This window comes from Sphingomonas bisphenolicum, from assembly GCF_024349785.1.
Lineage (GTDB): Bacteria > Pseudomonadota > Alphaproteobacteria > Sphingomonadales > Sphingomonadaceae > Sphingobium > Sphingobium bisphenolicum.
Genome location: NZ_AP018817.1, coordinates 236118 through 262994, shown reverse-complemented (window position 1 = coordinate 262994; position 26877 = coordinate 236118). Strand labels below are relative to the sequence as shown.

The following is a 26877-nucleotide window of genomic DNA, read 5'->3' as shown; positions in this document are numbered from 1 at the left end:
CGCAGGATAGGAAGAGGGGGGCAGACCTCCGCGCCGCCGGGTGCGCCGCAATCGCGTTCGGCATGGCCTTGTGCATTCAGGGCCAGGATGCGCGCGCCGCCAATGCGACGCGCAAGCTCCTTCAAGCGCCCAATCCCCGGCCCTTCAGCGCGCCGACAGAATCTGACCCGCTGCTCGAACTGGCTAAACCGGCCGTCGCCGACCCGCTGTTCCGATCGGAAATCGAAACGGCCATCCGCAACAATCCGCTGCTCGACGAAGCGCGAGCGAGTGAACGTGAGGCACGCGCGGCGCGGACACAGGCCCGATCGCTGCTTTTTCCTTCGATAGACCTGTCGATCGATGCCAATCGATCGGTCGCCCGCAATTTCTCCAACGATCCCGGTAACATCATCGAACGGTCGCGACCTGAAGGACGGACCGATGCGACGGCCTCCGTGCGACAGCGTTTGCTCGATTTCGGCGCCGCTTCGAACCGGATCGACGCGGGCAACGCGCGCGTGGATGCAGCGCAGCAGGGCATATTGGGCTATGGCGAGGAAGTGGGGCTGCGAACCATCACCGCCTGGTATTCGGTGTTCTCGCAGCGGTTGATGGCGCAGGCGGCACAGGAATATATAGTGCGCCAGCTGCAGTTGCGCGAGGGTTTGCAACGCCGCATCGATCAGGGCTTTTCGGCACAGGGCGATCTGCCGCGGGTCGACAGTTCGATCGCCAATGTCCGGTCCCGGCTTGCCGGCATCCGTCGTGACCTGGCGGGTGCGGAGGCGCAATATCGTGCGCTGACCGGCCACGAGCCGCCGCCTGCGCTGACCCGAGCCGTCCTGCCGCCCGAAGCGGTCGATGACATGGAAATGCTGGATGCGATCGTGCTGCGATCGCCGGTTGTCCGCAAGGCGGAGGCGGAGGCGCGGGCAGCGCGGCAGGAAGCGCGTGCGACCCGATCGGAACGATTGCCCACCATCGCCGCGGGCGTGGATGCGGGGCGCTACGGCGTGTTCGAAAGCCCCGGCGACTATGATGTGCGCGGCCGCATCATCGTGCGAGCGCAGCTTGGCGCCGGTTTCAACGCCAAGGCCGACCAGGCGACCGCGCGTGCGGACGCTGCGGACGCCTATGCCGACCGCGTCCGGCAGGAAGCGGTGCGTGACGCGCAGATCGCGCTCACCGATATCAGGGCGCTGGACGATCAACTCGCCGCGGCGGAGGCGAGCTATATCGCCAATCGCAATACCCGCGACGTCATCGCCACGCGCTTCGAAGCCTCACAGGGTACGCTTTACGACCTGCTCTATGTCGAGGACAACTACTTCTATTCCATTGCAAGCTATGTGCAGACCCTGGCCGAACGGGATGTGTCGCGCTTTGCCCTGCTGGGCCGGACAGGGCGATTATTGCCCAGCCTCTCGATCGCCGTCACTCCTTCGGACCGGATGGAAACGCCATGACCGACCAGCCCCTGATCGCCGCCGCCCGGCAACGCTTCGCACCCTGGCTGATCGAACCCATGCTGCGCAATCGCGGCACCTACATCAAGGTCGCGGCCGCCGCTGCCATGATCAATCTGTTTGCGATGGTCTCTTCCCTGTTCACGATGACCGTCTATGATCGGGTCATACCCAATGATGCGTCCTCCTCGCTGGTGGGACTGAGCATCGGGCTTGCCATCGTGGTCATATTCGATTTCGTGTTGCGGCTGCTGCGCGTCTATTTCGTCGATATCGCCGGTGCCAATATCGACTATGAGGTGGGCGACACGCTGTTCGCCAAGCTGCTGTCGATGCGACTCGACCGCCGCCCCGGGTCCACCGGCACGCTCACCGGCCTGATGCGTGAACTGGAGACGCTGCGGGACTTCTTCGCGTCCGCCACGCTGACGGCGATCATCGACGTGCCCTTCGTCATCATCACGCTGGCGGTCATGGCGATGCTGGGCGGGATATTGGTGCTGCCGCCGCTGGCGATGATCCCCGTCGTGGTCGTCGCCGGCTTGATAACCAACCCGGCGCTCGACCGCTTGTCGGCGGCCAGTCTGGGCGACGGATTGCGCAAACAGTCGGTGCTGGTGGAAACCGTCGGCAGCCTGGAAACGGTGAAGGCGATCGGCGCGGGCGGGATGCTGGGCGCGCGGTGGCGGTCGGCGCTCAAAAGCCATGCGCAAAGTTCGCTGAGCCAGCGACTGACGGCATCGATCGCGATGACGGTGGCCAATAGCGCGAACATCATCGCCTATTGCGGCATCATCATTCTGGGCGTGGGGCTGATCCGCGACAATAGCATCACGACCGGTGCGCTGCTGGCCTGCTCCATCCTGTGCGGACGCGCGATCGCTCCGCTCGCGCAGATCGCCAACCTGCTGGCGCGCCTGTCCGCCACCCGCATCGCCTGCCGCCAGATCAACACCTTGATGGACACGCCCAGCGAAGGGCCGGCGGGCGAGCCGCTGCAACCCGCGCAGCTGCTGGGTGCGATCGAGTTGCGCAATGTCGCCTTCCGCTACCCGCGCGCCGCCGAAAAGGCGCTGGATCAGATCAGCCTGTCTATCGCGCCGGGCGAGCGCGTCGGTTTTCTGGGCCGCGTGGGGTCGGGCAAGTCGACCCTGGCGCGGCTGATCCTGGGCCTGTACGAACCACAGGAGGGCGTGGTCATGATCGACGGCACCGATGTGCGTCAGTTCGATCCCGGCCGATTGCGCCGGTTCATCGGCGCTGCGATGCAGGATAATGTGCTGATCGCCGGATCGGTGCGGGACAATATCTGTCTCGACCGTACGGATATCGACCATGACGAGATGATCCGCGTCGCGTCGCTGAGCGGCACCCATGGTTTCATGGGCAAGATCGTCAATGGCTATGACCTGAAGCTGACGGATCGCGGCGAAGGCCTGTCGGGCGGGCAGCGGCAGTCCATTTCGCTGGCGCGCGCCCTGGCAGGACGACCGCCCATCCTGGTCTTCGACGAGCCAAGCAGCGCGATGGACATCCAGACCGAAACCGACCTGATCGACCGCCTGCAACCGGAAGTGGAGGGGCGCACCATATTGCTGATCACCCATCGGCCCTCGCTGCTACGGCTGGTCGATCGGATCGTCGTGATGGAACAGGGGCGGATCGCCGCCGACGGGCCGCGCGATATCATCCTGCAGCGGCTGACGCGGGGCAAGGCGGCATGAGCGGCGAGGCGCAATTGCCGGGTGACGCGCATATCCGGCCCGCCGTCCCCGCGAACATCTTTTTATGGGCGATCGCGGCTTTCCTGCTGATCTTCCTGCTATGGGCGGGATTGACCGAAATCGACCGGACCGTGCGCGCCAATGGCCGGGTCATTCCCAGTTCGCAGTTGCAGGTGATTTCCAACTTGGAAGGCGGCGTGGTGGACACGATCCTCGTGCGGACCGGACAGGACGTGAAAGCTGGCGCCCCTTTGATTCGCCTCAGCCCGATCCAGCCTGGCGCGGAGTTGGCGAGCAATCGGGCCAGCGGCGATGCGCTTAGCCTGAAGATATTGCGGCTGGAGGCGGAGATTTCGGGGCGCAACCCGGTCTTTCCAGCCGCCCGCAATGCCAGCATGGCCAGCCAGATCGCGGTGGAGCAGAGCCTGTATCGCGCGCGCATGGCCGAATTGGCCAGCCTGGCCAATGTCGGGTCCGCCCGCGTCACCCAGGCACAACGCGGGATCGGTGAGGCCGCTGCGGTTCAGGCCGCCCGCATTTCCGCGCGCGATACGGCGCGTACCGACCTCGACCTGATGCGTCCGCTGGTGCGCGAAGGGATAGAGCCACGCCGGTCGCTGCTACAGGCGGAAAATGCCTATAGCGTCGCGACCAGCGAAGCGGCCGGGTCCGGGGCCGCGCTCAGCCGCGCCCATTATATCCTGGCGGAGGCGCAGGCCAGCGCGATGCAGCAGAGGCGCGACTGGATCGCGCGTGCGGGGGATGAACTCACTGCCGCGCGCGCCGAAATGTCCGTGCGCGACGCGACGATGCCGGCCTATGAATATAAGCTCGACCGCACCATCGTGCGCGCGCCGCTGGACGGCCGCGTCAACCGCGTCTTCGTGACGACGGTGGGCGGCAGCGTGCGTGCGGGCGATCCTTTGCTGGAAATGGTGCCGGCCCGCGACAACCTGCTGGTCGAGGCGATGGTGGCCGCCAAGGATATCGCATCGGTCCGGCTGGGCCAGCGGGCCAAGGTCGAAATATCGGCCTATGACAGCGCGATCTATGGGTCGATGCAGGGACAGGTCGTCGCCCTTTCTCCCGATGCGGTTGTGAATGAACGGACCGGCGAGAGCCATTATCTGGTCCGGGTGCGCACGAGTAGCGATGCCATCCTGGACAAGGAAGGACATAGGCTTCGCATCGGGCCGGGCATGGGGGCCAATGTCAGCCTGCTTGGCGATAAGCGCACGATACTGGCCTATATTCTGACCCCGCTGACGCGCCTCAAGGAAACGGCCTTCCGCGAATGAGCGGGCTTCCTGGCGATCCAGCGGCGGAGACACAGGTGCCGGTCTATCCTATATCCATCGCATGATTCGCCGCTTGTTACCCGTGGATTGGCCATTCGCTGACCGGTTCGGCCTCATCACGCGTGCTTTCTCATGGCGCATTCCTTTCGCGCGATAGCAGTGATTTCCGCGGATGACGTTCCGCCCTGATCTTACCGCCGCAACACCGCCAATTGGGTTCGATCCAAAAAAAAGGGCCACCCGACGGGATCGGGTGGCCCTATTCACAATATCTGGGTCACGTTTACACGATGACGAATTCGGACGCGACCATGCTCAATCCCGTGCCGATCGTCGCGAACTGAACCGCCGCGATCGCTCCGGTGCCATCCGCGTCGAACAACAGCGCGCCGGTTGCACTGTTGTAGATGATCCGGTCCGCAGCATCATTGGCGGCCGATCCGATCTGGAACTGAGCAGCCGACAGCGTACCCAGCGCCAACCCGGTAAATATGGCGTCGTCCAACTGGATCGTATCATCGGCCACGACATAGCTGGCCATCGTATCGACATTGCCGCCGCCCAACGTGGAGTTGAACAGGAAGATGTCGGCGCCGGTGCCGCCCATCAGCGTGTCCGCACCAAGTCCGCCGTTGAGCACATCGTTGCCGCCAAGGCCGCTCAAGATGTTATTGCCGCTATTGCCGGTAATGGTCTGGCCCAGGTCATTGCCGGTGGCGTTGATGTTGGCCGCCCCGGTCAGGATCAGTTTTTCAATGTGGCGACCGGCCAGCGAATAGGTAACCGACGAGAAAATCTGGTCGTCCGTACCGCCGGACGAGAAGCTTTCCACGACATTGTCGCCGACATTGTCGACATAATAGATGTCGCTGGACGTGCCACCGTCCATGGTGTCGGCGCCAGCGCCACCGTTGATGGTGTCGCTGCCCGACCCGCCAGTAATCACATTGGCGGCGCCATTGCCGGTCAATATGTCATTGAAGGTTGTGCCGGACAGGTTTTCGATACCGACCAGCGTATCGGTGCCGGCGTTTACCGTATTCTGCGCTCCGGCGATCGCCAGACTGACGGTCACGCCGGCTGCCGCACCGGCATAGTTGGCGGTGTCGACACCTGCGCCGCCGTCGATCATATCGTTACCCAGGCCGCCGTTGAGTATGTCGTTGCCGCCAAGGCCGCTCAAGCTGTTATTGCCGCTGTTGCCGGTAATGGTCTGGGCCAGGTCATTGCCAGTGCCGTTGATGTTGGCCGATCCGAGCAGGGTCAGTCGTTCGATATGGCGCCCGGCCAGCGAATAGGTCACTGACGAGAAGATTTGATCGTCCGTGCCGCCGGAGGAGAAGCTTTCCACGACATTGTCGCCGACATTATCGACATAATAGAGGTCGTTGGATGTGCCGCCATCCATGATGTCTGCGCCCGCGCCGCCGTCGAGGATGTCGAGGCCAGCGCCACCGATCAACACATTGGCGCCGCCATTGCCGATCAGCCCGTCATCAAAGGATGTTCCGGTCAGGTTTTCGATGCCGACCAGCGTATCGGTGCCGGCGCTGACCGTATCCTGCGCGCCCGCGATCGCTAGGCTGACGATCACTCCCTCTGCTATGCCGGCATAGGAAGCGGTGTCGTTGCCGGCGCCGCCGTCTATCATATCGTTGCCCATGCCGCCGTTGAGCACGTCTTTGCCGCCAAGGCCGCTCAGGCTGTTATTGCCGCTGTTGCCGGTGATCGTCTGGGCCAGGTCATTGCCGGTGGCGTTGATGTTGGCCGATCCGGTCAAGGTCAGTTTTTCGATATGGCGCCCCGACAGCGAATAGGTCACGGACGAGAAAATCTGATCGTCCGTGCCGCCGGTGGAGAAGCTTTCCACGACATTGTCGCCGACATTGTCGACATAATAGATGTCGCTGGACGTGCCGCCATCCATGGTGTCGGCGCCAGCACCGCCATCAAGCGTATCGCTGCCAGCACCGCCGGTAAGCACATTGGCGCCGCCATTGCCGGTGAGCACGTCGTTGAAGGATGTGCCGGCCAGATTTTCGATACCGACCAGCGTGTCTGTGCCGGCGCCGATCGTGTTCTGCGCGCCTGCGATCGCGAGGCTGACGGTTACGCCGGCAGCCATGCCGGCATAGGTGACAGTGTCGACATCCGCACCGCCATCAAGCGTATCATCGCCCAGGCCGCCATTCAGCCGGTCGTTACCCGTCCCGCCTTGCAGCACGTCATTGCCGTCCAGGCCGTTCAGCGTATCGGCACCGGCATTGCCGATCAGCCGATTGGCCTCCCCCGAACCGGTGAGCGTATCGTTGCCCGACCCGGTCGTCGCATTCTCCACGCTGGCGAGCGCGATCAGGCCAGAACCGCCGCTGATCGCGAATTCGCCGTCGGAAAGATTGACCACATAGTCGGAGAACAGCGCGGAGCCGTCGATCGTATCGACGCCGGCGCCGCCAGAGAACAACTCTCCATAGCCGCCATTCCAGCCAGCAATGACCTTGTAGATATCGTCGCCCGCTTCGCCATAGGCAGTGTCGACGCCCGATCCGCCATCGAATATGTCATTGCCGGTGCCGCCGATCATCTGGTCGTCGCCGCTGCCACCGTTGATGGTGTCGTTGCCGGCGCCCCCGCTGAGGACGTCGTTGCCGCCATTGCCGTTCAGCACATTATTGGCGCTGTTGCCGGTCAGGGTGTCGGCGAGTTGGGTGCCGTCGACATCCTCGACCCCGGTGATGGTGTAGGGGCCGCCGAAGCTGGGATTGAAGTCCCAACTTCCCGCTGCCAGATCTACCGTGGCGCCATAGGTCGCAGTATAGTCACTCAGGTCGAGCCGATCCGTGCCGCTGCCGCCGTCGACATTGTCGCCAAACTCGCCCTGCAGCACCTGGAAGACATCGTTGCCCGCTTCGCCATAGACAAAATCGGTCCCGAAGCCGCCCTGGATGATGTCGTTGCCGTCACCGCCATAGATGGTGTCCTGACCGATGCCGCCCTTCAGCGTGTCGTTACCGCCATTGCCGTCGATGACATTGTTGTTGCCGTCGCCGATGATGGTGTCGGCAAGCTGGGTGCCGTCGACATTTTCGACCCCGGTGATGGTGTAGGGGCCGCCGAAGCTGGGACTGAAGTCCCAGGTGCCAGCGCTGAGATCAACGGTTGCCCCATAAGTGGCGGTGTAATCGCTCAGGTCGAGCCGGTCGGTGCCGATGCCCCCGTTGATATTGTCGCCAAACTCGCCCTGCAGCACCTGGAAGACGTCGTCGCCAGCCTCGCCATAAACGGTGTCGGCCCCGAAGCCGCCCTGGATGATGTCGTTGCCGTCACCGCCATAGATGGTGTCCTGACCGATGCCGCCCTTCAGCGTGTCGTTACCGCCATTGCCATTGAGGACATTGTTGTTGCTGTCGCCGGTGATGGTGTCGGCAAGCTGGGTGCCGTCGACATTTTCAACCCCGGTAATGGTGTAGGGGCCGCCGAAGCTGGGATTGAAGTCCCAGGTGCCAGCGCTGAGATCGACGGTTGCGCCGTAGGTTGTGGTATAGTTGCTGAGATCCAGTCGATCCGTGCCGATACCACCATCGATATTGTCGCCAAATTCGCCTTGCAGTACCTGGAAGACGTCGTCGCCAGCCTCGCCATAGACGAAGTCTGCATTGAAGCCGCCCTGGATGACGTCGTTGCCGTCACCGCCATAGATGGTGTCGGTGCCACCGCCGCCCTTGAGCAGGTTGCCTACGGCATTGCCGGTAATCGTGTCGCCGCCCGACCCGCCCGTGGCGTTCTCGATCAGCGAAGCGTTGCTGCCACCGAAGGTGAGGGCGTTGAAGATGTTGCCGCGGGCGTAATTGCCTCCGCCCAGATAGGCCTGCTGCGTTCCGCTGAACAGCGAATAGCCGCCGGGCGTCAGATCGATGGTGACGCCGCTGCTATAGGCCGACAGGTCATATGTATCGACGCCGCCGCCGTCCCAGATGGTTGCGAAAATACGGTTGTCGCCGGGCTGGATGGCGATGTCGCCATTGATATAGGTGATGCCGGTAGACGGATTCCAACTATAGGTCGTGTTTTCCGCATGAACCGTATAATCCGCACCATACATTGTCTGGAGCGCGGCGATGTCGAGCATCATATATGTTTGCGGCGCGCCGAACTCTTCATAGCTGTACCCGCTGAGCGGCGCCCCGACATAGCTGCGATAGGTCATGACCGAAAATTCGATCGAGTCCCAGGCGGTAGGGAGCGCCACGTTGCTGACGCCGCCCGTTTCCTGTCCATGTTTCAGGCCGAGCGAATGGCCTAGTTCATGGAGCATCGTATGCCAGGCATAGTTGCCTGCCACGGGGTTCTTCAGGGAATTGGACGTGCCGTCATAGGCGTTGCCGAAGAAGGTATCGCCGCCATAGATGTTGTTGGCCGGATAATAGGCATAGGCGGTCGGCGCATCGCTGGAATTGGCGCCGCGGATGGTGGCGGTGCCGAGCCCTGCACCGGCATAGTCGATGGTCAGGTTAGTGAATCCCTCGATCGAAAAGCCGTAGGCGCCGGCAAGCTGGGTATAGGTCGCTGCGTTGAGCGCGGAATGCATCGCCAGCAATTGCTGCGCCGTGAATTGGGAAAAGCCCTCATTCTGAGCGCTGGTGCCGTCGCCGTCGCTATCGGAAAAATAGCCAGACTGATAGTCGGCCGTCGAGTCCACGTCCGAATAGGTGATGCCTCCGGACCAGGCGACTCCGCGCAGGATGCCATCAATGCGGGCGTCGCCCGTAGCGCCTACCGTTACCGTCGTGGAAGCACTGCCATTTTCCGCCAGATCACCGGAACTGGGCGTGGTGGCAGGGGGTGTCGGTGCATCCATCGGATAGAGCAGCCGGACTTCGCTGCGCACCTGCGCTTCGCGCGCCAGCGACCATGTGCCGGTAAATTCCGGCCTCGATCCGCTAGCATCCGAAGTCGAGGGAAGGGAATAATCGGGAGTTAACTTGACCTTGACGGGCCCAGAGCCAGTGACCTTGAACATACATCCTCCTAAAGAGAAGAGAGGCTGACACGTTCACTGTGTCGATTGGCGACCGTTTGTTGCGGGCTTTAATGGCACTATTCACTGTTCATGCCAAGCTTTACATTTGTCCTGTAAATCAACGGCATAGTCATCATCGAAAAATAGACTATTGTATTGTTTGGGTTTTTGGAAAATCGACTCTGCGCAAAATCAGGATGGTGGATCGCATTTGCGCGAGGCGCCATTCAGACAAGGTGTCGGATCGAGGCGGCGCGGTGCTTTTGCATTCAGAGTTGTGGCGCGTCGCTTGGCTTCGCGAGCAAGAGGGTGGCCGGGATGGCGTCGCGCGAACATGTCATAGGCCGACGCCGAATCCTTTTGCTCTACCGCTGTAAATTCGGACCGGATCGCGGCTTCGGGATCGGGGGGAGGCGTCATGATGCCGCCAGTGCCGGGCAGCCTGCGAACTTTTGTCGGCGCAGGCGTGCCGTCTGCTGGCGCATCATCCATTCCGCCGCCTGCAAGCAAACCGAGGCATATCAAAAACGCAGGATTCGTCATGAGTCCCTCACCATTGGTGTTGATGCAGGATATCGGCCGCTCCGGTTCGTCGACATACGCATATGGAAACTGCTATAAGACGCGTCAGCCGCGACCTTATCATGCGTGAGGAGCTCCGACAATGCGGCTGGCCTGATGCCGGCCTACCATCGTCTGGCCTGATGCCGGCCTACCATCGTCGGGGCTTCGGCCGACGGCACATCGCGTCGTTGCGCATCCGAATGGATCGCCGCGCGTTGTGTCCGATATGACCGACAGTTTCGCGATATTGCCCCATTTGCTCGCGCTTTCGATCGCCTATGGACTGGCCCTGCCGATCGGCTGGAATCGGGAGCAGGCGGAACGCAGCGCGGGCATCAGGACGTTTCCGTTGGTCGCGGTCGCAAGCTGTGGCTTCGTACAGGCGGTCGAGACGATGATGGCGCATGATCCTGCCGCCATCGCCCGCGTATTGGAAGGCGTGATCGCGGGTATCGGCTTCTTGGGCGGGGGCGCCATTCTGCAGCAGAAGAACAGCGTTCGGGGAACGGCGACGGCGGCCAGCCTGTGGGTGACCGGGGCGGTCGGCGTGGCCGCGGGATTGGGCAGCTATGACGTCGCCGTCGTGCTGACCGCGTTCACCTTATTGACCTTCTGGGTGCTGGCGCCGCTCAAGCCGGCGGAGAATGAGCGCGACGAGGACGACGCAGGCTGACGATCAAAGGGAGCGGCGGCGGGCGAGGAAGAAGGTCGCCATCGCTCGCGATGCGTCCGGGCCTTTGGGGTCGGTGTGGCTGCCGCCTGCGTAGCCGCCTGACCAGGCATGGCCGCTGCCATGCACCGTCCATTCCTCCAGCATGACCGGCCCGCGACCGTAGCGATAGAAGCTGCGGGTGAAGGCCCGTCCGCCCGGTGCGACGCCCGCTTCCGACTGGACGCTGAGCGCCCGCGTGCTCGACCGCTGCAACTGGCTGACGAAGCCGCTGGCGTTGGATGGGTGGACCACCCGGTCGCTGTCGCCGTGGAACAGGATCATGGGCAGCGGCGGCGTGGTCTTGCCGATGGGTGGAACGGCCTGCCCTCGCATCGCCGCCAACGCTTCGCCGACCGAGCCGATCGCGCCCATCGGCACGCCCGAGTGGACGCCGACCGCGACATAGAGCTGGGGATAGGCGGCAGCAATGATCGCGGCCGCTGCTCCGCCGGCGGATATGCCCGCAATATAGACGCGCCCGGCATGGCCTCTGCACCGGTCCAGGATATGGCGGGTCATGCCGGCGATGACGGCAGCCTCGCCGCTGCCGCGCTTCTGGTGCGACGGGCTGTGCCAGTTCCAGCAACGATTGGGGTTGGCGCGCGGCGATTGTTCGGGATAGAGGACGAGGAAGCCCAGTTCGTCGCCCAGTCGGTTCATCGCCGTGCCGGTCGCGAAATCGGCGGCCGACTGGGTGCAGCCGTGCAGCATGACGATCAGCGGCAGGCGGCGGCGCGTGGAGCCGACTGGCGTGTAGAGGCGATAGCGGAGCGACCCCTGCGCGCAGCTATAATCGCTTTCGATGAAGCTGCCGGGTGCGGGCCGCACGACGCGATCGACCTTTTTGGCCGCGCTTTTGCCTTTGGTCACCCGCGGCGGCTTTGGCAGCGTAGGCATCAGCGCGCGTTGCCACAACAAGGCGGCGGACAGCGGACGACCCTTGCGCGCCATGCGGGCTGCCTTGAGCACGGTCGGGAAAGGGTTCTTCACGGGCGCTCCGCGGCCGCACCATGCCGGTCGGCGTGCTGTCGGCATGACATGGGGTTCGGCATCGTGATGTCTTGCTCCCTCTTGCTGCTGTTTTTGTGATGGATGGCACCGTCGGCTGTGCCGATCCGTGCGGGGCTATAATCCCCCGGCAGCGGCATTCGATCCATAGCCTATCCGGGCGGCGCCGCTTTGCGCGGCCTGCGCCAGCCGTTGCGCCCAGAGATGCTGGCCCACAGCGTCGCCGATCAGATCCTGGCGCACCTCTATTTCGGCATAGGGAAGCTGGTGGGGGAATGCATGGCGCGGGACGGTGTGGTCGGTGGCGTCCATCTGATAGGGCTGGTTGTCGCCGACGGTGAGCGCGGCGTCGGCGCGCAGCGCATCCAGCATCGCCCGGGCGAAATCGGTGCGGCCCAGCCAAAGCAGCACGCCGACGTCCCAGGGGCGGGCGATGCCGTCCATGACCGGGGTGAAACTGTGCAGCGAGAGCAGGATGGTGGCGCGTCCAGCCGCCTGACGCTCGGCGATCGTGGCGGTGATCGCGGCCTGATAGGGTTCGTGGATCGCTGCAATGCGGGCGGCGCGGGCGGCGGCATCCAGCCCTGCATTGCCGGCAATCTGGCTACCGTCCGACAAGGCCGGGATAGCCTCTGGCTGGGCCGGGTCGCGATTGCAGTCGATGACGAGGCGTGAATATAATTGATGCAGGAAAGGTGCATCCAGCAGTGCGGCAAGGGCATGGCCAAGGCCGTAGACGCCGATATCGATGGCGATGTGCCTGCCGCGATCCGCAGCGGTAAGACCAAGATCGCCGAGCGCGTCCGGCACCGCCGACCCTGCATGGTCACCGATCAGCAGGAACGGCGAGGAGCCTGCTGCGTTAAACAGGCCGACCGGCACCGGATCGTCCGCCCCCAGCAACCCCTCCGTCGTGTGCCCGGCCATCAGGATTTCTCCCCATGCCGTTGCTGACGATCCATCATGTGGCCTGCTATCGCTATCAGCAGCCGGTGTCGCTGGGTGAACATCGCATCATGATGCGCCCGCGCGAGGCGTTTGACCAGCGGCTGCTATCCGCCCGGCTCGACATCGACCCCGAGCCGAGCGAACTGCGCTGGCTGCATGATGTGTTCGGCAATTCGGTGGCGATCGCTTCGTTCAAGCGGCGGGCGTCGCATCTGGTCGTGACGAGCGAAGCGACGCTGGAACATGCGCCACTGGCGCAAAGACAGGTGGATGTGGAACCTTACGCCCGGCTCTTCCCCTTCACTTACGCCTCGGAAGACATGCCCGATCTGCTGCGGTCGATCGAGCGGCAATATCATGATCCTGAACGGATCGTCGACAATTGGGCGCGCGCCTTCGTCAGCAATCATGGCGATACCGCCACGGTCGACCTGCTGACCCGGATGGCGACCGGCATTCAATGCGACTTTACCTATGTCCCGCGCCACGAGAAGGGCACCCAGTCGCCGATCGAGACGTTGCGCAAGCGACAGGGCACTTGCCGCGACTTCGCCGTGCTGATGATCGAGGCGGTGCGGGCGCTGGGTTTCGCCGCGCGCTTCGTGTCGGGCTATGTGTACAACCCGTCGCGCGCAGAAGATGTCGTGGGCGGCGGCAATACCCATGCCTGGGTGCGCATTTTCCTTCCCGGATCGGGCTGGGTCGAATTCGATCCGACGAACGGCATCATCGGCAATCGTGGGCTGATCCGCGTCGCTGTCGCGCGCGATCCTTATCAGGCGCTGCCATTGTCGGGCACATGGTTCGGCCTGCCGGCCAGCTTCCTGGGGATGGACGTCACCGTCGATGTACGGCGCGCCGATCCCCGCAAATTCCCCGTGTCAGACCATGGGGCCATCAATAGCCGAGCCATCGGCGCTTCAGGAAAGTCACCTTAAGATGCTGATCCGATGCGGATATGACATAAGATTCGAGACCGACAACAGGACCGCGATGATGGCGATGCTGAGCCTGCATCCATCGCGCCATCACGACCTGCGCACGCCGCAGAGGCTGATGGCGGCTCCCGACATCCCGCTCTATCATTTCGAGGACGGGTTCGGGAACGTCGCGACCCGCCTGACCATCCCCGCAGGTGGCGTTACCCTGTCCTGCGACTTCGTGATCGAGGATAGCGGATTGCCTGATGCGCAAGCGCCCGACGGGCCACAGATGGCGGTCGAGGATCTGCCCGATGCGGTCATGCCCTTCCTGCTGGGCAGCCGCTATTGTGAGACGGATAGGCTGATGGCGGTCGCCTGGGCGAATTTTGCGCATTATGGATCGGCGCGGGCGCGGGTGGATGCCATCGTGGATTTCGTCCACAACCATATCGAGTTCGGTTATCATCATGCGCGGCCGGACAAAACTGCCTGGAACGCCTATCAGGAACGGCAGGGCGTGTGCCGCGATTTCGCCCATCTCGCCGTCACCCTTTGCCGCTGCATGAACATCCCGGCGCGCTACTGCACGGGTTATCTAGGCGATATCGGCATTCCGCCGGTGGACGCGCCGATGGATTTCAGCGCCTGGTTCGACGTCTATATCGACGGCGAATGGTATACCCATGACGCCCGCCACAACAGACCGCGGATCGGCCGCATCTTGATGGCGCGCGGGCGCGACGCCACTGATGTCGCCTTGACCACCGCCTTTGGTCCGGCGAATCTGGTGCGGTTCGAAGTCCATACCGACGAGGTCCAATCCATTGACTGATCCACATGCCAATCCCCTGCTGCAATCCTGGGACGGGCCGCTGGGCGCGCCGCCGTTCGACAAGGTGCGGGACGAGGATTTCCTGCCCGCGTTCGAGACCGCGATGGCTTTGCACCGGGACGAGATTTCCGCGATCGCAGGAGATGATGCGCCTGCGACATTCGACACGGTGGTCGCTGCGCTGGAGCGGTCGGGCGAGCCGCTGGCGCGGGTGCGCCGGCTTTTCTGGACCTTGTCCTCGGCGCAGGGGACGCCTGCTATCCGTGCGATCGAGGGGCAGGTTTCGGCGATGCTGAGCGCGCATGGAACGGCGATCAGCCATAATGCCATACTCGCCGCGAAAGTCGCCACGGTCCATGCCGCACGGCACGATGCTGGATTGACACCCGCACAGATAAGGCTGGTGGAAAGCAGTCATGCCGGCTTCCGGCGCGGTGGGGCGGCGCTGACCCCGTTGCAGAAGGACCGGTTTGCCGCGATCGACGCGCGATTGTCGGCGTTGGCGGTGCAGTTCGGTCATCATGTGCTGGCCGCGACCGCCGACTGGGTTCTGGACCTTGGCCCGGACGATCTTGCGGGTCTGCCGTCGGGTCTGTGCGATGCGGCCGCCGGGCGCGCCGCGGCCAAGGGGCAGGTGGGGCGCTATCATGTGACGCTCGACCGTACCGATTACGAGAGTTTCCTGACTTTTTCGGCGCGACGCGATCTCCGCGAGGCGCTGTGGCGGGCCTTTACCGATCGCTGCGATGGCGGGGCGCATGACAATTGGCTGGTGATCGCGGAGACGCTGGCGCTTCGGCAGGAGCGGGCGGCACTGCTGGGTTACGCTGACCATGCCCATTATGCGCTGGAAGACAGTATGGCGCATGATCCCGCCGCCGCCGCCGACCTGCTCGCCCAGTTGTGGGAGCCGGGCAAGCGTCGCGCCGCCGAAGAAGCGGCCGAATTACAGGCGCTGATCGATGCGGACGGCGGCGGCTTCGCGCTCGCGCCCTGGGACTGGCGCTTCTATGCCGAAAAGGTGCGCCGCGATCGCTATGCGCTGGACGGCGGGGCGGTGGCTGAACATCTGCGGCTGGACGCTGTGCGGCAGGCGGCGTTCGACAGCGCCGCGCGTCTCTATGGCCTGACCTTCACGCGCCGGGCCGATATCGCCGGCTATCATCCCGATGTCTGGGCGTGGGAAGTCGGCGACGCGACCGGTGCGCCGGTCGGCCTGCTCTTCACCGACTATCTGGCGCGGCCGGAAAAGCATGGCGGCGCCTGGATGGGCAGCCTGCGCGTGCAGGAGGCGATGGACGGCGACGTGCGTCCGGTCGTCTATCTGGTGGCCAATTTCGCCGCCGCGCCACCGCCTGACACCGCCGCCACGCGGCTGTCGATCGACGAGGCACGCACCCTGTTCCACGAGTTCGGCCATGCGCTGCACGGCCTGCTGTCGCGCGTCACCTATCCCAGCCAGTCCGGGACGGCGGTCGCGCGGGATTTCGTGGAATTTCCCAGCAAGTTCATGGAAAACTGGATCGTCAGCCGGGACGTGCTGTCGGGCTTCGGCGTACCCGACGCGCTGATCGATGCGATCCGCCAGGCCGAGGCCTATGGCCAGGGTTTCGCCACGGTGGAACTGATCGGCTGTGCGCTGGTCGACCTGGCCATGCACCGGTCGGTGGGTGCGGCCGCCAATCCGCGCGCTTTTGTCGCGGCGGAACTGGAGCGGCTGGGTATGCCGCCGGAAATCGGGCTTCGGCATCGCGTTCCCTATTTCACCCACATCTTCGACGGCGGCTATGCCAGCGCCTATTATAGCTATGCCTGGTCAGAGGCGCTGGATGCCGACGCGTTCGAAGCGTTTCTGGCGACAGGCGACATTTTCGATCCTGCGCTCGCCGCCCGCTTCCGGGCGGAGATATTGGCGGCGGGGGACAGTCGCGATCCGATGGAATCGTTCAGGGCTTTTCTAGGCCGCGCGCCCGACCCGAGCGCCTTGATGCGCGCGCGCCATTTGGTCGATGCCTGACGCCGCCGCGGTTCAGCCGACCAGCGTGCGGACGCTGCCGGCCAAGGTCAGCGGATTGAACGGTTTCAGGATCACGCCCCTGGCGCCCGCTGCATGATAGCTCTGCACGTCCGCTTCGCGGGCGCGGGCGGTAACGAAGACGAAGGGTATGTCCGCAAAGCCTGCCAGCTCGCGCAGCGCAACCATCAGCGTGGGGCCATCCATGCGGGGCATCATCACGTCGAGCATGACAAGGTCGGATCGCCATGCACCGGTCGCGGCGACCTCCAGCGCTTCGGCGCCATCGGCGCACAGCCGCAATTCGATCAAGGGGTCGAGGGCGAGCGACAGTTTGACGATGTGGCGGATGTCCTTGTCGTCATCGACATAAAGGATGCGCAAACGGTCGGCTTCGCTCATGCGCCTTCTTCCTCCCCGCCTTCTGCCCGGCCGTGACGGGTCGCCACGACCCGTCGCACCGTCGCCTTGAGATCGGGCAGCGACGTGCGCGATTTGACCAGCACCGCGTCGATCTGGCCGGCGATCTCTATATCGACATCATGCGCGGAATAGATGATGGTCGGGATGGCGACCCCTTGGTCGTCCACCAGATCGGGTAACAGGTCAAGGCCGAGGCCTTCTTCCAGATGGACGTCCAGGATCGCCAGATTAGGCGTTTCCACACGAAGCAGGGCGCGCGCTTCTGCAAGGGTCGTGGCCTTGAGGATGTAGGCGATGCCTTTGAGCGCTGCGGCGGTGATTTCAAGTGTGTCCTGGTCGTCGTCGAGATGAAGAACCGTCGGCCGTTTGATGCCCGAATGGCGGAAGGATGCCGTGATCGCCGCCTTGAGCCGGCCGGGATCGATCGGCTTGTCGATCCAGTCGATCAGGTCCAGCGACAAGGGTGTCGACGCATCGCCGCCCGTAGCGGATACCATGAGGATCGACAGTTTTTCCGGTCCTTCCAGCCGGCGCATTTCGCGCGCAAAATGAAAGGCGTCGGCATCGTCGAGCGCCATGTCGAGCAATAGAAGGCTGAAGCCATCGGCGACGATCGCCGCGCGCGCTGCGCGGGCGTCGGTGACGACGCGGCAGGCATAGCCTTCCTCCGACAATTGCGACTGAAGCAACCGTGCGACGGCGGGATTGCTCTCGCAGATGAGCACATGGGTTTCGCCATGGGGGCGTTCGCGCGGCAGGGCGACCGGCAGCATGACCGGCAGCGAAAAGGCGAAGCGGGTTCCGCCGCCGGGCCGGTCCTCGAACCACAATTCTCCGCCATGCTGCGTGACGATCTCGCGCGCGATGGCCAGCCCCAGCCCCGTACCCGGCGCGCCTTCGTCATTTGCGGCGCGCTCGAACCGGCCGAAGATGCGCCCGCGAAATTCCTCGGGGATGCCGGGGCCGTCATCATCGACAAAGACGGTGGCGCGACGCCCGTCGGCGCTGCGCGTGAGTCCGACGGCGATATGATGGCCTTCTGAGGATATCTTGACGGCATTGGACAGGAGGTTGGTGATGACCTGCAACAGCCGTTCCTCGTCGCCTTGAACCATCAGGGTTTCGTCCGCCATGGTGCGGTCGAGCAACGCGCCGGCGGACCGGACCAGGCCGCCATTGTCGTCGCACGCGCGCATCACGACATGATGCAGGTCGATCGGGGCCAACGTCATGCGCAGTTTGCCCGAATCGATGCGATCGATGTCGAGCATGTCGTTGATGAGGCGGATCAGACGCTGCGCATTATTTTCGGCGATGGTGACGAGGCCTGCTGATTCCGGGTCGAGCCGATTGCCGACATCCAGCCGGAGGAGCGCCAGCGCGCCGACGATCGATGTCAGCGGCGTGCGCAGTTCATGGCTTACGGTGGAGATCAGGTCGTCCTTCAACCGCTCGACCCGCTTGCGTTCGACAATGTCGCGCAGTGACACGACGATATGGTTGCCGTCGGGCAGCGACATGACGCCCAAGGCGATATCGACAGGCAGCAGGCGGCCGCTTTGGTGCCGAACCTGCCGATCGGTCCAATAGGGTGTGCGTAGTTCGCCATCGACAAGACCGATGCGGTCGAGGAAGCTGCCGACGCCAGGCGCAATGTCGGAAATCAGGTCGAAATCGCGGCGCGCGAGGCTGGTCGCCTCATAGCCCAGCATTTTCGTCGCCGCCTGGTTGATGGTTTCGATGCTGCCGCTGGGATTGACGATGATGATGGGGTCGATCGTGCTGTCGAGGATGGTTTCGTTGCGCCGCGCCGCCTCGAACCCGCGCAGTTCGACAATATATTGCGACACCCGCTGGCGCCACAGGCCGAGCAGCGCGATCGCCAGCGACAGGCTGCTGAGTGCGACGAGTATCCACATGACCCGCTGCAATGTTTCGGTGCGGCTGCGATAGTCGGCGACGCGCGTTTCACCGATCCCCTGTTCTTCGCGGATGACGCGATCCAGTTGCTGCTGTAGCCGGTTCATCAGTCGCTTGCCTTCGCCTTCCGCCACACGTCGGCGCGCCGCTTCCGGCCCGCTGTTCGCATATATTCGCAACACCGTGTCCATCTCGGCTACCTTGGTCCGGGCGATCCGGCGCAGGCCGTCGAAGCTGGTCTGGTGCGAAGGCGCTTCGCGGTAGAGCGCGTCGGCCTTTTCGAAGCTGCGCTGGATTTCGCCATGCCACTCGCCGTAGCGGGCGCGGAATTCCGGGTCGTTGGTGATAATATAACCGCGCTGGCTGGATTCTGCGGCGCGCAGTTCGGACAATATGTCGATCAGGAGGACGCGCCGCTGGAATGATTGGTCGGCATTCACGCGCAGGCCGTTCCAGCGGCCATATTCCCCGCCCAGCCAGAAAAGCAGCGCCGCCAGCACCAGCGGAACGACCAGCGCCGCCAGCACGAAGGGTGACGCGCTGGGCGGCTCGGGGGGCGCGCCGTTCATGTTGGGCGGGCCGCCGCCACGTCTCCCAACAGCGGCTGCACCGCGAGCAGCGCCTGCGCGCGGTTGCCGACATCAAGCTTGCGGAAGATCGCCGTCAGATGGGCTTTCACCGTCGCCTCCGATACGGCGAGATCGGCGGCGATCTGTTTGTTGAGACGCCCGTCCGAAAGGGCGATCAACACCCGGAGCTGTGCGCCGGACAGGGTCGCGATGCGATCGCGCAGGTCTGCCGGATTGGCGTCGATATCCACCGCGGGGAAGCTGGTCTGCCCCTCCGCCAGCTTCTTTATGTCGCGCGCCAGGTCATCGAACGGCCGGGTCTTGTACAGGAAGCCCGCGGCGCCCAACGCGCGGGCGCTTTCGACCAGCGTCGCATTCTCATGCGCGGAGATCATCGCGATGGGCGTCCGGCCGGCTTCATGCTGCACCTGCAGGAAGCCGGAAAAGCCGCGCGCGTCGGGCAGGACGAAGTCGAGCAGGATCAGGCGATATTTGGCGTGGCGCTTCAAGGTCGCCAGGGTTTCGCCGATCGTGCCGGCGGTATCGACCGTGACGCCAGGCATCACCGCGCGCGCGGCGAGCGCCAGACCCTCACGGATCAACGGGTGGTCGTCCGCGATCAATACGCGGCCTCCGGTTACGGTCTCCACCATCCTCCAGCCTTATTGTTATCCATTTGTAGAAAATGGGCTAGTCACGGGAAAGGACGCAACAGGATGTAATGCGTCTATGGACGGATCGCAAAACACTTTGGCTGTCATCAGTGTTGCCGCCTCGTTAACCTATGCGCATGTTGGCGCCGCAATGCGCCTTGCCGGATGGGAGGTGTTGGAAGCATCATGCGACGATGGCGACGCTGTCGCGGCGGCCAGCATGATCGTTGTGGACGGAATGGGCGAGGTTGCGTCGCTGCGGCGCGATCATATTGTGGCAGCGGTGATGGATGGCGGGAGGACGCCGTCTTTTCCGGTCGATCTGGTGGTCGATCCGGATCAGGGCGTTGAACGCCTTACCGCCATTTTCAGTCAGTGGCTGCCGCCGGATACGGCCAGTCTGGCGCGCATGGCGACGATGTTCGGCCGCGACGGCCTGCTGCCTGTGGTGGAGGGCCTTCGCGCGGAACTGGAAAGGGCTATCGAGGGAGCGGAGGGTCATAGCGCCCACCGCATCGCAGGACTGACAGGCACATTGGGCTTCACCGTCGCGAGCGGGAGCTGGCAGGCGGTCGATCTGGGAACGGGCGGGCGAGCGGCGGCATTGCGCGACAGCCGGACCGCCTTGATCGCGATTGATCGCTGGCTGGCGGCGACCGGTTGAGCGGACTCAATCCAATCCGGCGCCATCCAGCATGACGGCCAGCGCGACGCTGCTGATCGGCTGAACAAAGCGGAAGCCGCAGTGGTCGTCGCGCGTCCAGCAGATGGTTCCGGCGACTCCGTGCCGGTCGCCAAGTGTCAGGCCCAGCACGCCTTGCCGGCCGTTCGCCAGCGGTTCGGACAGGACAAGCCGCGCGCCGCCGACAGAAATATTTTCGATCGTGGCGGCGATCGGCATATCGTCGATCAACAATGGCGCGTCGCGGCGCAACGGGAAGCGCGGCTGGCGCGCAATCCGTCCCGACCGGCTGGCGCGGGCCGCGAAAATATCCGCCGGGCAGCAGCGCAGGTCGAAACTGAGGCCGGCTTCATGCCCCACCGCCCAGCGGATGCAGGCAAGGCGGGGGTCGAGACCGCGCATTTCGATCAGGACGCGGGCGCCGGGCGGCGGCGGGGCGGGCAACTGGATGCGCATTCCCCCTTCCGACAGGTCTCGCACCATGCAGGGCAGGCTGCGACCATCGAACGAAATCTTGCCGATGGTAAAGACCGTCGCCGCGCGGGTGTCCCGCCGCCGTTCCATCGCGACAGCCGATGGTCCGGCGATCGAAGGAGCGGCCATCGGCATCATCGCCGCCTGTTCCATTCCGTAGGACATGTCTGACTTCCCCCTTTGGCTAACGCAGCTTGACGCGGAAGCGGACGGTAAATGATCCGCCCGCCTTGAATGTGGTGATTGGCTTGATACGGATGGCGCGGACATTGGAGTCATAGCCGTCGGCATCCGGGATGGGCGTGTAGGCCCAATTCGCCCCGTTGCTGAATTCGATACCGTCGGTTGTGCTGCCAAGGCCGCTGAACGTGTAGGTCAGGCCGCTGTCGCCCACGCCCAGCACGATCGCGCCGTTGGTGAAGACCACCGGGCCGCTGCCGCTGGTCCCCAGATCGCTGACGCGCAGGATTACATTGGCGGGCAACTGGTCCTCGAACGCGACGCCCCGCACTGTCTTGCCCAGGTTGGCGAGCGGGTTGGCGAGGGTCGCGCTGTAGTCGACCACCGCGCCGGGGATGGCGCGCGGGATCAGGTTGCCCATGGGATCGGACACGACGCTCACCGACTTGGTCGCCGTGATCGGATCGGCCAGGGCGGGTGTGGACAGCGCCGCAAGCAGGAGGAAGGTGAACCGGCGCATCAGCGGCCCTTCCCGAGCAGGCCGGCGATGGCGTTGCGGTCGAATTTCATGCGCATCGTCACATAGGGGCCGCGACGGGTGTAGCGGTCATCCTCGAAATCGCGGTCGCGATAACCCGCGATATTATATCCGGCGCTGATCCAGACATTGGGCGCAGGGGATACGCCGGCCGACGGTCCGCCGCTGAACGCCACCGCACCGCGGCTCCAGGCGTGCTGCGCCGACGCTTGCACGCCGATGTCGAAACGCTTGCCCAGGTCCATCCTCAGGTCGACGCCGGTGACGTCGATATAGCCGGTATAGTCGTCCGCGCCATAGCTGCCGCTGACCCATTTGGCGCCATAATAGACGGTCGCCTCGACATTGTGGCGCCCGCCTTCTGCGCCGGCGCGATAGTTGACGGCAAGGTTGTTAATAAGGCGCAGGGTGCGCTGGCCGATGCCGCTGCCGGCCGGTACGCCCAGCACGTTGCCCCCGCCCACGCCCGCATCCGCGCTTTCCTTGCGCAGTTCCAGCCGCTCCAACAGCGACCAGCGGCTGTCGAGCGGTCGCCAGGCGAGCGCGACCGAGGTCGCCAGGCTCTTCGCCTGCGCGCCGCTGACCTGGCTCAGCGTGGCGTAGCGGACGGTGCCGGCAAGCGTCTTGCCCTCGCCCAGCGCGCGGACGACGTTGCTGGTGATATTGAAGCGCTTATTCTGGCCGGACTTGCGATATTCGACCCGGCCGTTCCAGGACCAGAGGTCAGCGCGGTAATTGGCGCCCAGCGTCACCGCGGCATAATCGCCGTCATTGCCATAGATGCTGCCCAGCGCGCCGCCGCCAACGCTGCCCGATCCGCTGGTCTGGAACGGCTGAACGACGCCGCCGGCCGGAATCTTGCCGCTGACGGTCGTGCTGGCGTCGAAGGTCGCGTCGATCGTCCAGCGATCGCCGATCGGCAGCGACTGAACCAGACCGTAATTGGCATAGACGCGCCCGCCATTCTCCCCTGACGTCTGGTTGTTGATGGCGGTGGTGACCTTGGCGCCGGTCCAGGGCTGGACGTCGAAGCCGATTTGCGCGGTATGGGTCGTGTAGTCCTCGCCCTGCGCCACTTCATAGCCACCGATCAGGCGGATGCCCGGCTTGACGCGCCAAGCCGCGATCAACTGGTGGCGGGCGGGGAAATCGACGCTGTCGCGGTCGCCGCCCGGCGCGAACTGGGTCTGGCCGGTAAGGGTCAGCTTGCCGCCCATCAATATCTGGGTGCCGCCCAGCGTCAGCAGGCGGGAGTCGCGATCCTTGCCGTCGATGCCGTGATCCAGCGCGAACTGCGCGCCGGCGAAGATCGTGCCATGGTCGCGCCGATATTCGATGCGCGATTCGCCAGCGAAGCGGCTGCCGGCACCGATCAGCTGGTCCTGATACCAGGAGGAGGCCGTAAGCGCCCATTTGTCGGCCAGTTGCACGCGGCCGTCGAAGCCGATGCGGCGCGTGCCCGCCTCGACCAGATTCTGCTGGCCGAGGCCAAACGCGTCGTCCTGCTGTCGTGCATAAGCCAGCACATCGGCCTTCTTGCTGTGATGTTCGACTTCCGCCAGCCAGGCGCGGCCGTCGGTCAGGCCGTCGCGGCTGCCGGCGGCCATTTCGGCGCGCAACTGGGTCGTGTCGCTGATTCGCGCACTGACGTCCGCGCCCAGCAGCAGGCCGTCGCCATGGCTGTTGTCCTTGATCGCCGACACGCCGACCTCGGCCTTGCCCTTGGCGAACTTCATCGCGGCGCGGCCGCCTGCGGTCAGCTTCTTGCCCTTGCCGTAGGTTTCATAGTCGACGAGGATGAAGACCGGATTGTTGGCGGCGTCGCGGCCCAGCACCGGCTCGCGGAAGCGGATGGTGCCGATAGTCGCGTCGATATCATAGTCGATATGGCGGGTGAGCGGGGTCGAGGACAGGATGCGCTCGGGGCGCAGCCGGTCGCGTGTTTCGATGCTCAGCTTGTCGCTGTTGGGAACGATGTCACGGCCCGACAGGCGATAGGGGCCGGTCAGGCCATTGCCCTGGATTTCGTCGCGGGCGTGCAGGTCGTCGCTGTTGGCGGCGAAGGCGCTGAAGCTGAGGCGATCGTCGGCATAATCCGCCTTCATGCCGTTGAGGGTCCGGCTGTAGCGGGTCAACTGGGTCTGGGTCATGCCGGTTTCGAAATCGCCGAACAGGGCACTGAAATCCTTGCGCTCCAGCCGCAGATAGAGTTTGCGCGCGGTCGCGGCGTCATGGCCCTGGCGGGTGGCGTCGCCATAGACGGTGTAGTAGCGATCCGGGTCGATCTGGCCCAGCAGGCCGCGCGAGCGGTCATATTTGCGGTCGCTGTCATAGGCGATGGTCATCAGCCAGCTGCCCTTGATCCGGCCCTTGGCATAGAGCGCCAACTGCCCGTCGGTGACCAGGCTGTTGCGGCTGGAGGCAGGCAGGGCGGACGAGCGCCGGCGCAGCGTGTGGAAGCCGATCGTACCCGACCCGAAGCCGACCACGGTCCAGTCGCGCGCCACCGCCGTCAGGCGCGCGCGCAGTTCGATGGCGCGCTGTTGCTTGTCGTCGGTCAGGGTCACGGTCGCCCGCAAGGCGCCGGCCTGGGTGGTGGGTTGCAGCGCGAGATAGGCGATGCCTTCGTCGCCGATCACCAGCGCGGTGCCGCTGGCGCGGCGGCTGGCAGGGACGGTGGTGTCGACCGCGATAGCATAGGGCTGGTCCACCGTGACGGGAACGGTCGTGCCGTCGCGCACCGGGCGGCCGCTTCGATCGGTCAGGCGGAAGGCGAGGACCGGGTTGGTCAGGCCGTCGGCTGCGAGCTTGCTGGCGTCCGGCGCGACGATGGCGTTGGCGGCGGCCCCGGCATAATGGACGGTGCCGTGCAGCGTCTGGGCTATGCTGCCGTCCGCATTCATCACGGTGGCTTCCAGCGCGTTGTCGCCGGGATCGAGGCCGAGGCCGGACCATTTGGCGATGGCGATGTCGCCGTCCGTATCGGTGGCATCATAGGCCAGCGCATCGACCAGCCCGCCGTTGAGGCGTAACGCGACCTTTTGCCCGGCATGATGTTTGATGACGACGCGGGTGGACGGGGAGCGGGGATTATAGCCCTGCATCGGGAACAGCAGGGCGATGCCGGCATCCTGCCCGTCGAACCATTCCCGGTCGCCTGCGGCCTGCGCGGCGTCGGGCGCGGCGGGTAGGGCGTCGGCGACGGCGGCAGCGGCGAGGCCGGTCAAGCGCAGCTGGAAATCGACGCGCTGGAGCAGGCCGCCTGCGCTCTCGACGAAGCGCGACGTTGCGCTGCCGCCGTTGCGCGTGTCGGCGTCGCACAGCAGCGGCGCGTGACTGGCGGGCAGGCTGGCGCCGTCGAGCTGGACGACGTGGCGACCGGGCCGTACGGCTTCGAAATGATAGAGGCCGTCCTTGTCGGTGACGACGAAACTGCCATCCTCCATCAGCAGGCGAATGCCGGCAACGCCCTTGCGCCCCTTGGCCGGGGCGTTGCAGTCGCCCTCGGTGACGCGGCCGACGACAGTGAAGCCGTCGGTGAAAAGCAGCGCACCGATGCGGACGGAGGCGGCCGCCTCGTTACTGGTGGCGCCGGCAGAGCCGGAGGCGAGCACGCGGTTGAGCGCCTCGCCGCGCGGTGCGCCGGGCGCGACGGAGACGATATAGCGCACTTCCAGCGTCTTACCGGCGGGCAAGGCCGGGATGGTGAAGTCCAGCGTTCGGCCGTCTGTCGCGACCACGGGTTCGTCCGCCCCTCGGGTCGATCCGCGCTCGTAACGCAGGCCGGGCGGCAGGATGTCGGTCAGATGGATGCCGCTGGCGTCGTCGTCCGAGCGGTTGTCTACGCGGACCAGATATTGGACGAAATCGCCGGGCGAGGCTTCGCGGACCGAGGCGGTCTTTGTGAGCAGCAAATGGGTATCGCCGACGCGATCGAGGGGGATGTCGGCGATGAAGGGTTCCGGATCGCTAAGGGCGAAGACGCCGCCGAACGACGCCTCGTTCAGTATGAAGGGATGGTTCATCGGGCCGCGCAGCGCCTCCAGATCGGCGCGACTGCGGGTCGAGGGCGCGACATAATGAGCCGGCGGCGTGACTTGCAGATGATAACGGCCCGGTGCGGTGAGCGGAAAACGGTAATTGCCCTGGGGAAAATCATAGAGGCGACCGCTGGCATCGGTGGTGCTGCCCCCGCTGACGACGGTGGAGGGGTAGGCGCTGACGCCGTCGTCGCCGAACACCTTGGCGGGCTGGCCGTCCTCGCCCAGCAGCGTCACCGTCGCGCCATCGACCAGCGCGCCGGTTTCGGAATCGAAGACATAGCCGGTGGGATCGATCAGGATCGAACTGGTCGATCCGTAGCTATAGGCATCCTCGGTGAAGCTGAGCGTCAATTGCGCGCCGCGATCCAGCGTCGGGTCGCAGGGGGAGGCGGAGCCGTCATTGCCCTGCGGCACGCCGCCGGCGAAGACGCCGGTATCGGGACCTGTCTCCATCATGGGAATGGTGCTGGTCAGATATTGGGTGTGGACGTTGATCCAGGAGGTTTCGCGTAGATTGGGATCATGATTGCCGCCCGGATTGTCCAGCACCAGAATCAAGGGGACATGGGTGTCGATGGATTCGGCCACCGGCGCGCGCGCAAGGTCGGCAGCGTCGATCGGGGCGGGGGTGAAGACGATGGAGGGCGACGTTTCGCATCGCGTGCCTTGCAAGCTGTAGCCGACCGGGAGCAGGCGAAAGCTCAACCGGGTCGGGCGCTTGCCGCGCGCTTCGACGTCGAAGGTCACCGTGTTGGAATCGATGCTGACCGGGCCGGTCGGCGCCTGCCAGGTCGCGGTCGCGGTATTGGTGACGCGCGTCTGCCCCTGCGTCGCGACGGGGGTCGCGGCGGCCACGCCGCTCAGGGCGGCGATCAGGTTGGCAAGGGCGCGAATTTTGGCCATA

General features: G+C 64.6%; 18 protein-coding genes. 8 read left to right on the top strand and 10 right to left on the bottom strand.

All coding sequences use genetic code 11. The annotated features are described in order from the left end of the window. The first annotated feature begins 62 nt into the window (after positions 1–62). Genes SBA_RS01250 through SBA_RS01240 form a run of 3 tightly spaced genes read left to right on the top strand, consistent with a single transcriptional unit; the run spans position 63 to position 4470 of the window. The gene (locus SBA_RS01250; protein WP_261935621.1) at positions 63–1448 is read left to right on the top strand and encodes a TolC family protein; all 1386 of its coding nucleotides are present in this window, start codon (positions 63–65) and stop codon (positions 1446–1448) included. Next, positions 1445–3172 carry an ATP-binding cassette domain-containing protein gene (locus tag SBA_RS01245; protein WP_261935620.1) on the top strand — a complete coding sequence of 576 codons (1728 nt, stop codon included), beginning with the start codon at positions 1445–1447 and terminating at the stop codon, positions 3170–3172. Before SBA_RS01250 ends, SBA_RS01245 begins: the two co-directional genes overlap by 4 nt. Then, the gene (locus SBA_RS01240; RefSeq protein ID WP_224547926.1) at positions 3169–4470 is read left to right on the top strand and encodes an HlyD family type I secretion periplasmic adaptor subunit; all 1302 of its coding nucleotides are present in this window, start codon (positions 3169–3171) and stop codon (positions 4468–4470) included. Before SBA_RS01245 ends, SBA_RS01240 begins: the two co-directional genes overlap by 4 nt. Positions 4471–4753: 283 nt before the next feature. Here the strand turns inward: SBA_RS01240 and SBA_RS01235 are convergent, their stop codons facing one another. Next, positions 4754–9490: a M10 family metallopeptidase gene (locus SBA_RS01235; RefSeq protein WP_261935619.1), complete on the bottom strand. Its 4737-nt coding sequence runs from the start codon at positions 9488–9490 to the stop codon at positions 4754–4756. 192 nt (positions 9491–9682) lie between these two features. Further along, positions 9683–10033: a hypothetical protein gene (locus SBA_RS01230; RefSeq protein ID WP_261935618.1), complete on the bottom strand. Its 351-nt coding sequence runs from the start codon at positions 10031–10033 to the stop codon at positions 9683–9685. Between the two features lie 247 nt (positions 10034–10280). Here SBA_RS01230 and SBA_RS01225 point away from each other — a divergent pair, with 247 nt between their 5' ends. Further along, positions 10281–10727, top strand: coding sequence for an MgtC/SapB family protein (locus SBA_RS01225; protein WP_224548047.1), 447 nt, complete (start codon positions 10281–10283; stop codon positions 10725–10727). Positions 10728–10730: 3 nt separating this feature from the next. Here SBA_RS01225 and SBA_RS01220 read toward each other — a convergent pair whose 3' ends face one another. Together SBA_RS01220 and SBA_RS01215 are read right to left on the bottom strand one after the other, a co-directional pair. After that, on the bottom strand, positions 10731–11756 hold the full coding sequence (locus SBA_RS01220; RefSeq protein WP_224547932.1) for an extracellular catalytic domain type 1 short-chain-length polyhydroxyalkanoate depolymerase: 1026 nt from the start codon (positions 11754–11756) through the stop codon (positions 10731–10733). Positions 11757–11891: 135 nt separating this feature from the next. Continuing rightward, entirely contained in the window at positions 11892–12701 is an 810-nt protein-coding gene (locus SBA_RS01215) for an N-formylglutamate amidohydrolase (protein ID WP_261935617.1), read from the bottom strand. A 14-nt stretch (positions 12702–12715) separates the two neighbouring features. On the opposite strand from SBA_RS01215, the gene SBA_RS01210 reads away from it, so the two are divergent. Genes SBA_RS01210 through SBA_RS01200 form a run of 3 tightly spaced genes read left to right on the top strand, consistent with a single transcriptional unit; the run spans position 12716 to position 16494 of the window. Further along, complete coding sequence (locus SBA_RS01210; protein WP_261935616.1) at positions 12716–13660, top strand: transglutaminase family protein; 945 nt, start codon at positions 12716–12718, stop codon at positions 13658–13660. Between the two features lies 1 nt (position 13661). After that, entirely contained in the window at positions 13662–14477 is an 816-nt protein-coding gene (locus SBA_RS01205) for a transglutaminase-like domain-containing protein (protein WP_261935615.1), read from the top strand. Beyond that, on the top strand, positions 14470–16494 hold the full coding sequence (locus SBA_RS01200) for a M3 family metallopeptidase (protein ID WP_261935614.1): 2025 nt from the start codon (positions 14470–14472) through the stop codon (positions 16492–16494). The genes SBA_RS01205 and SBA_RS01200 overlap by 8 nt, the downstream gene beginning before the upstream one ends. A gap of 12 nt (positions 16495–16506) precedes the next feature. Here SBA_RS01200 and SBA_RS01195 read toward each other — a convergent pair whose 3' ends face one another. The 3 genes from SBA_RS01195 to SBA_RS01185 are packed head-to-tail and all read right to left on the bottom strand — an operon-like array spanning position 16507 to position 20056. Beyond that, a complete protein-coding gene (locus SBA_RS01195) occupies positions 16507–16893 on the bottom strand; it encodes a response regulator (RefSeq protein WP_261935613.1) in 387 nt (128 codons plus the stop codon). Further along, positions 16890–19403, bottom strand: a complete 2514-nt coding sequence (locus SBA_RS01190) for an ATP-binding protein (protein ID WP_261935612.1) — start codon at positions 19401–19403, stop codon at positions 16890–16892. Before SBA_RS01190 ends, SBA_RS01195 begins: the two co-directional genes overlap by 4 nt. Beyond that, positions 19400–20056, bottom strand: coding sequence for a response regulator transcription factor (locus SBA_RS01185; protein WP_224547941.1), 657 nt, complete (start codon positions 20054–20056; stop codon positions 19400–19402). The genes SBA_RS01190 and SBA_RS01185 overlap by 4 nt, the downstream gene beginning before the upstream one ends. A 172-nt stretch (positions 20057–20228) precedes the next feature. Here SBA_RS01185 and SBA_RS01180 point away from each other — a divergent pair, with 172 nt between their 5' ends. Then, positions 20229–20720 (top strand): hypothetical protein, encoded by a 492-nt coding sequence (locus tag SBA_RS01180; RefSeq protein WP_261935611.1) that lies wholly within the window; start codon positions 20229–20231, stop codon positions 20718–20720. A 6-nt stretch (positions 20721–20726) separates the two neighbouring features. On the opposite strand, the gene SBA_RS01175 is transcribed toward SBA_RS01180, so the two are convergent. Genes SBA_RS01175 through SBA_RS01165 form a run of 3 tightly spaced genes read right to left on the bottom strand, consistent with a single transcriptional unit; the run spans position 20727 to position 26876 of the window. Further along, positions 20727–21377 (bottom strand): PilZ domain-containing protein, encoded by a 651-nt coding sequence (locus SBA_RS01175; protein WP_261935610.1) that lies wholly within the window; start codon positions 21375–21377, stop codon positions 20727–20729. Between the two features lie 19 nt (positions 21378–21396). After that, positions 21397–21912, bottom strand: coding sequence for a hypothetical protein (locus SBA_RS01170; protein WP_224547944.1), 516 nt, complete (start codon positions 21910–21912; stop codon positions 21397–21399). Then, positions 21912–26876, bottom strand: a complete 4965-nt coding sequence (locus tag SBA_RS01165; protein ID WP_261935609.1) for a hypothetical protein — start codon at positions 26874–26876, stop codon at positions 21912–21914. Before SBA_RS01165 ends, SBA_RS01170 begins: the two co-directional genes overlap by 1 nt. Between the last annotated feature and the right edge of the window lies 1 nt (position 26877).

Excerpts from the sequence above, each read along its gene's own strand:
- SBA_RS01250 (WP_261935621.1), top strand. The coding sequence starts at position 63 with ATGGCCTTGTGCATTCAGGGCCAGGATGCGCGCGCCGCCAATGCGACG.
- SBA_RS01245 (WP_261935620.1), top strand. The coding sequence starts at position 1,445 with ATGACCGACCAGCCCCTGATCGCCGCCGCCCGGCAACGCTTCGCACCC.
- SBA_RS01240 (WP_224547926.1), top strand. The coding sequence starts at position 3,169 with ATGAGCGGCGAGGCGCAATTGCCGGGTGACGCGCATATCCGGCCCGCC.
- SBA_RS01235 (WP_261935619.1), bottom strand. The coding sequence starts at position 9,490 with ATGTTCAAGGTCACTGGCTCTGGGCCCGTCAAGGTCAAGTTAACTCCC.
- SBA_RS01230 (WP_261935618.1), bottom strand. The coding sequence starts at position 10,033 with ATGACGAATCCTGCGTTTTTGATATGCCTCGGTTTGCTTGCAGGCGGC.
- SBA_RS01225 (WP_224548047.1), top strand. The coding sequence starts at position 10,281 with ATGACCGACAGTTTCGCGATATTGCCCCATTTGCTCGCGCTTTCGATC.
- SBA_RS01215 (WP_261935617.1), bottom strand. The coding sequence starts at position 12,701 with ATGGCCGGGCACACGACGGAGGGGTTGCTGGGGGCGGACGATCCGGTG.
- SBA_RS01210 (WP_261935616.1), top strand. The coding sequence starts at position 12,716 with ATGCCGTTGCTGACGATCCATCATGTGGCCTGCTATCGCTATCAGCAG.
- SBA_RS01205 (WP_261935615.1), top strand. The coding sequence starts at position 13,662 with ATGCTGATCCGATGCGGATATGACATAAGATTCGAGACCGACAACAGG.
- SBA_RS01195 (WP_261935613.1), bottom strand. The coding sequence starts at position 16,893 with ATGAGCGAAGCCGACCGTTTGCGCATCCTTTATGTCGATGACGACAAG.
- SBA_RS01190 (WP_261935612.1), bottom strand. The coding sequence starts at position 19,403 with ATGAACGGCGCGCCCCCCGAGCCGCCCAGCGCGTCACCCTTCGTGCTG.
- SBA_RS01185 (WP_224547941.1), bottom strand. The coding sequence starts at position 20,056 with ATGGTGGAGACCGTAACCGGAGGCCGCGTATTGATCGCGGACGACCAC.
- SBA_RS01175 (WP_261935610.1), bottom strand. The coding sequence starts at position 21,377 with ATGTCCTACGGAATGGAACAGGCGGCGATGATGCCGATGGCCGCTCCT.
- SBA_RS01170 (WP_224547944.1), bottom strand. The coding sequence starts at position 21,912 with ATGCGCCGGTTCACCTTCCTCCTGCTTGCGGCGCTGTCCACACCCGCC.
- SBA_RS01165 (WP_261935609.1), bottom strand. The coding sequence starts at position 26,876 with ATGGCCAAAATTCGCGCCCTTGCCAACCTGATCGCCGCCCTGAGCGGC.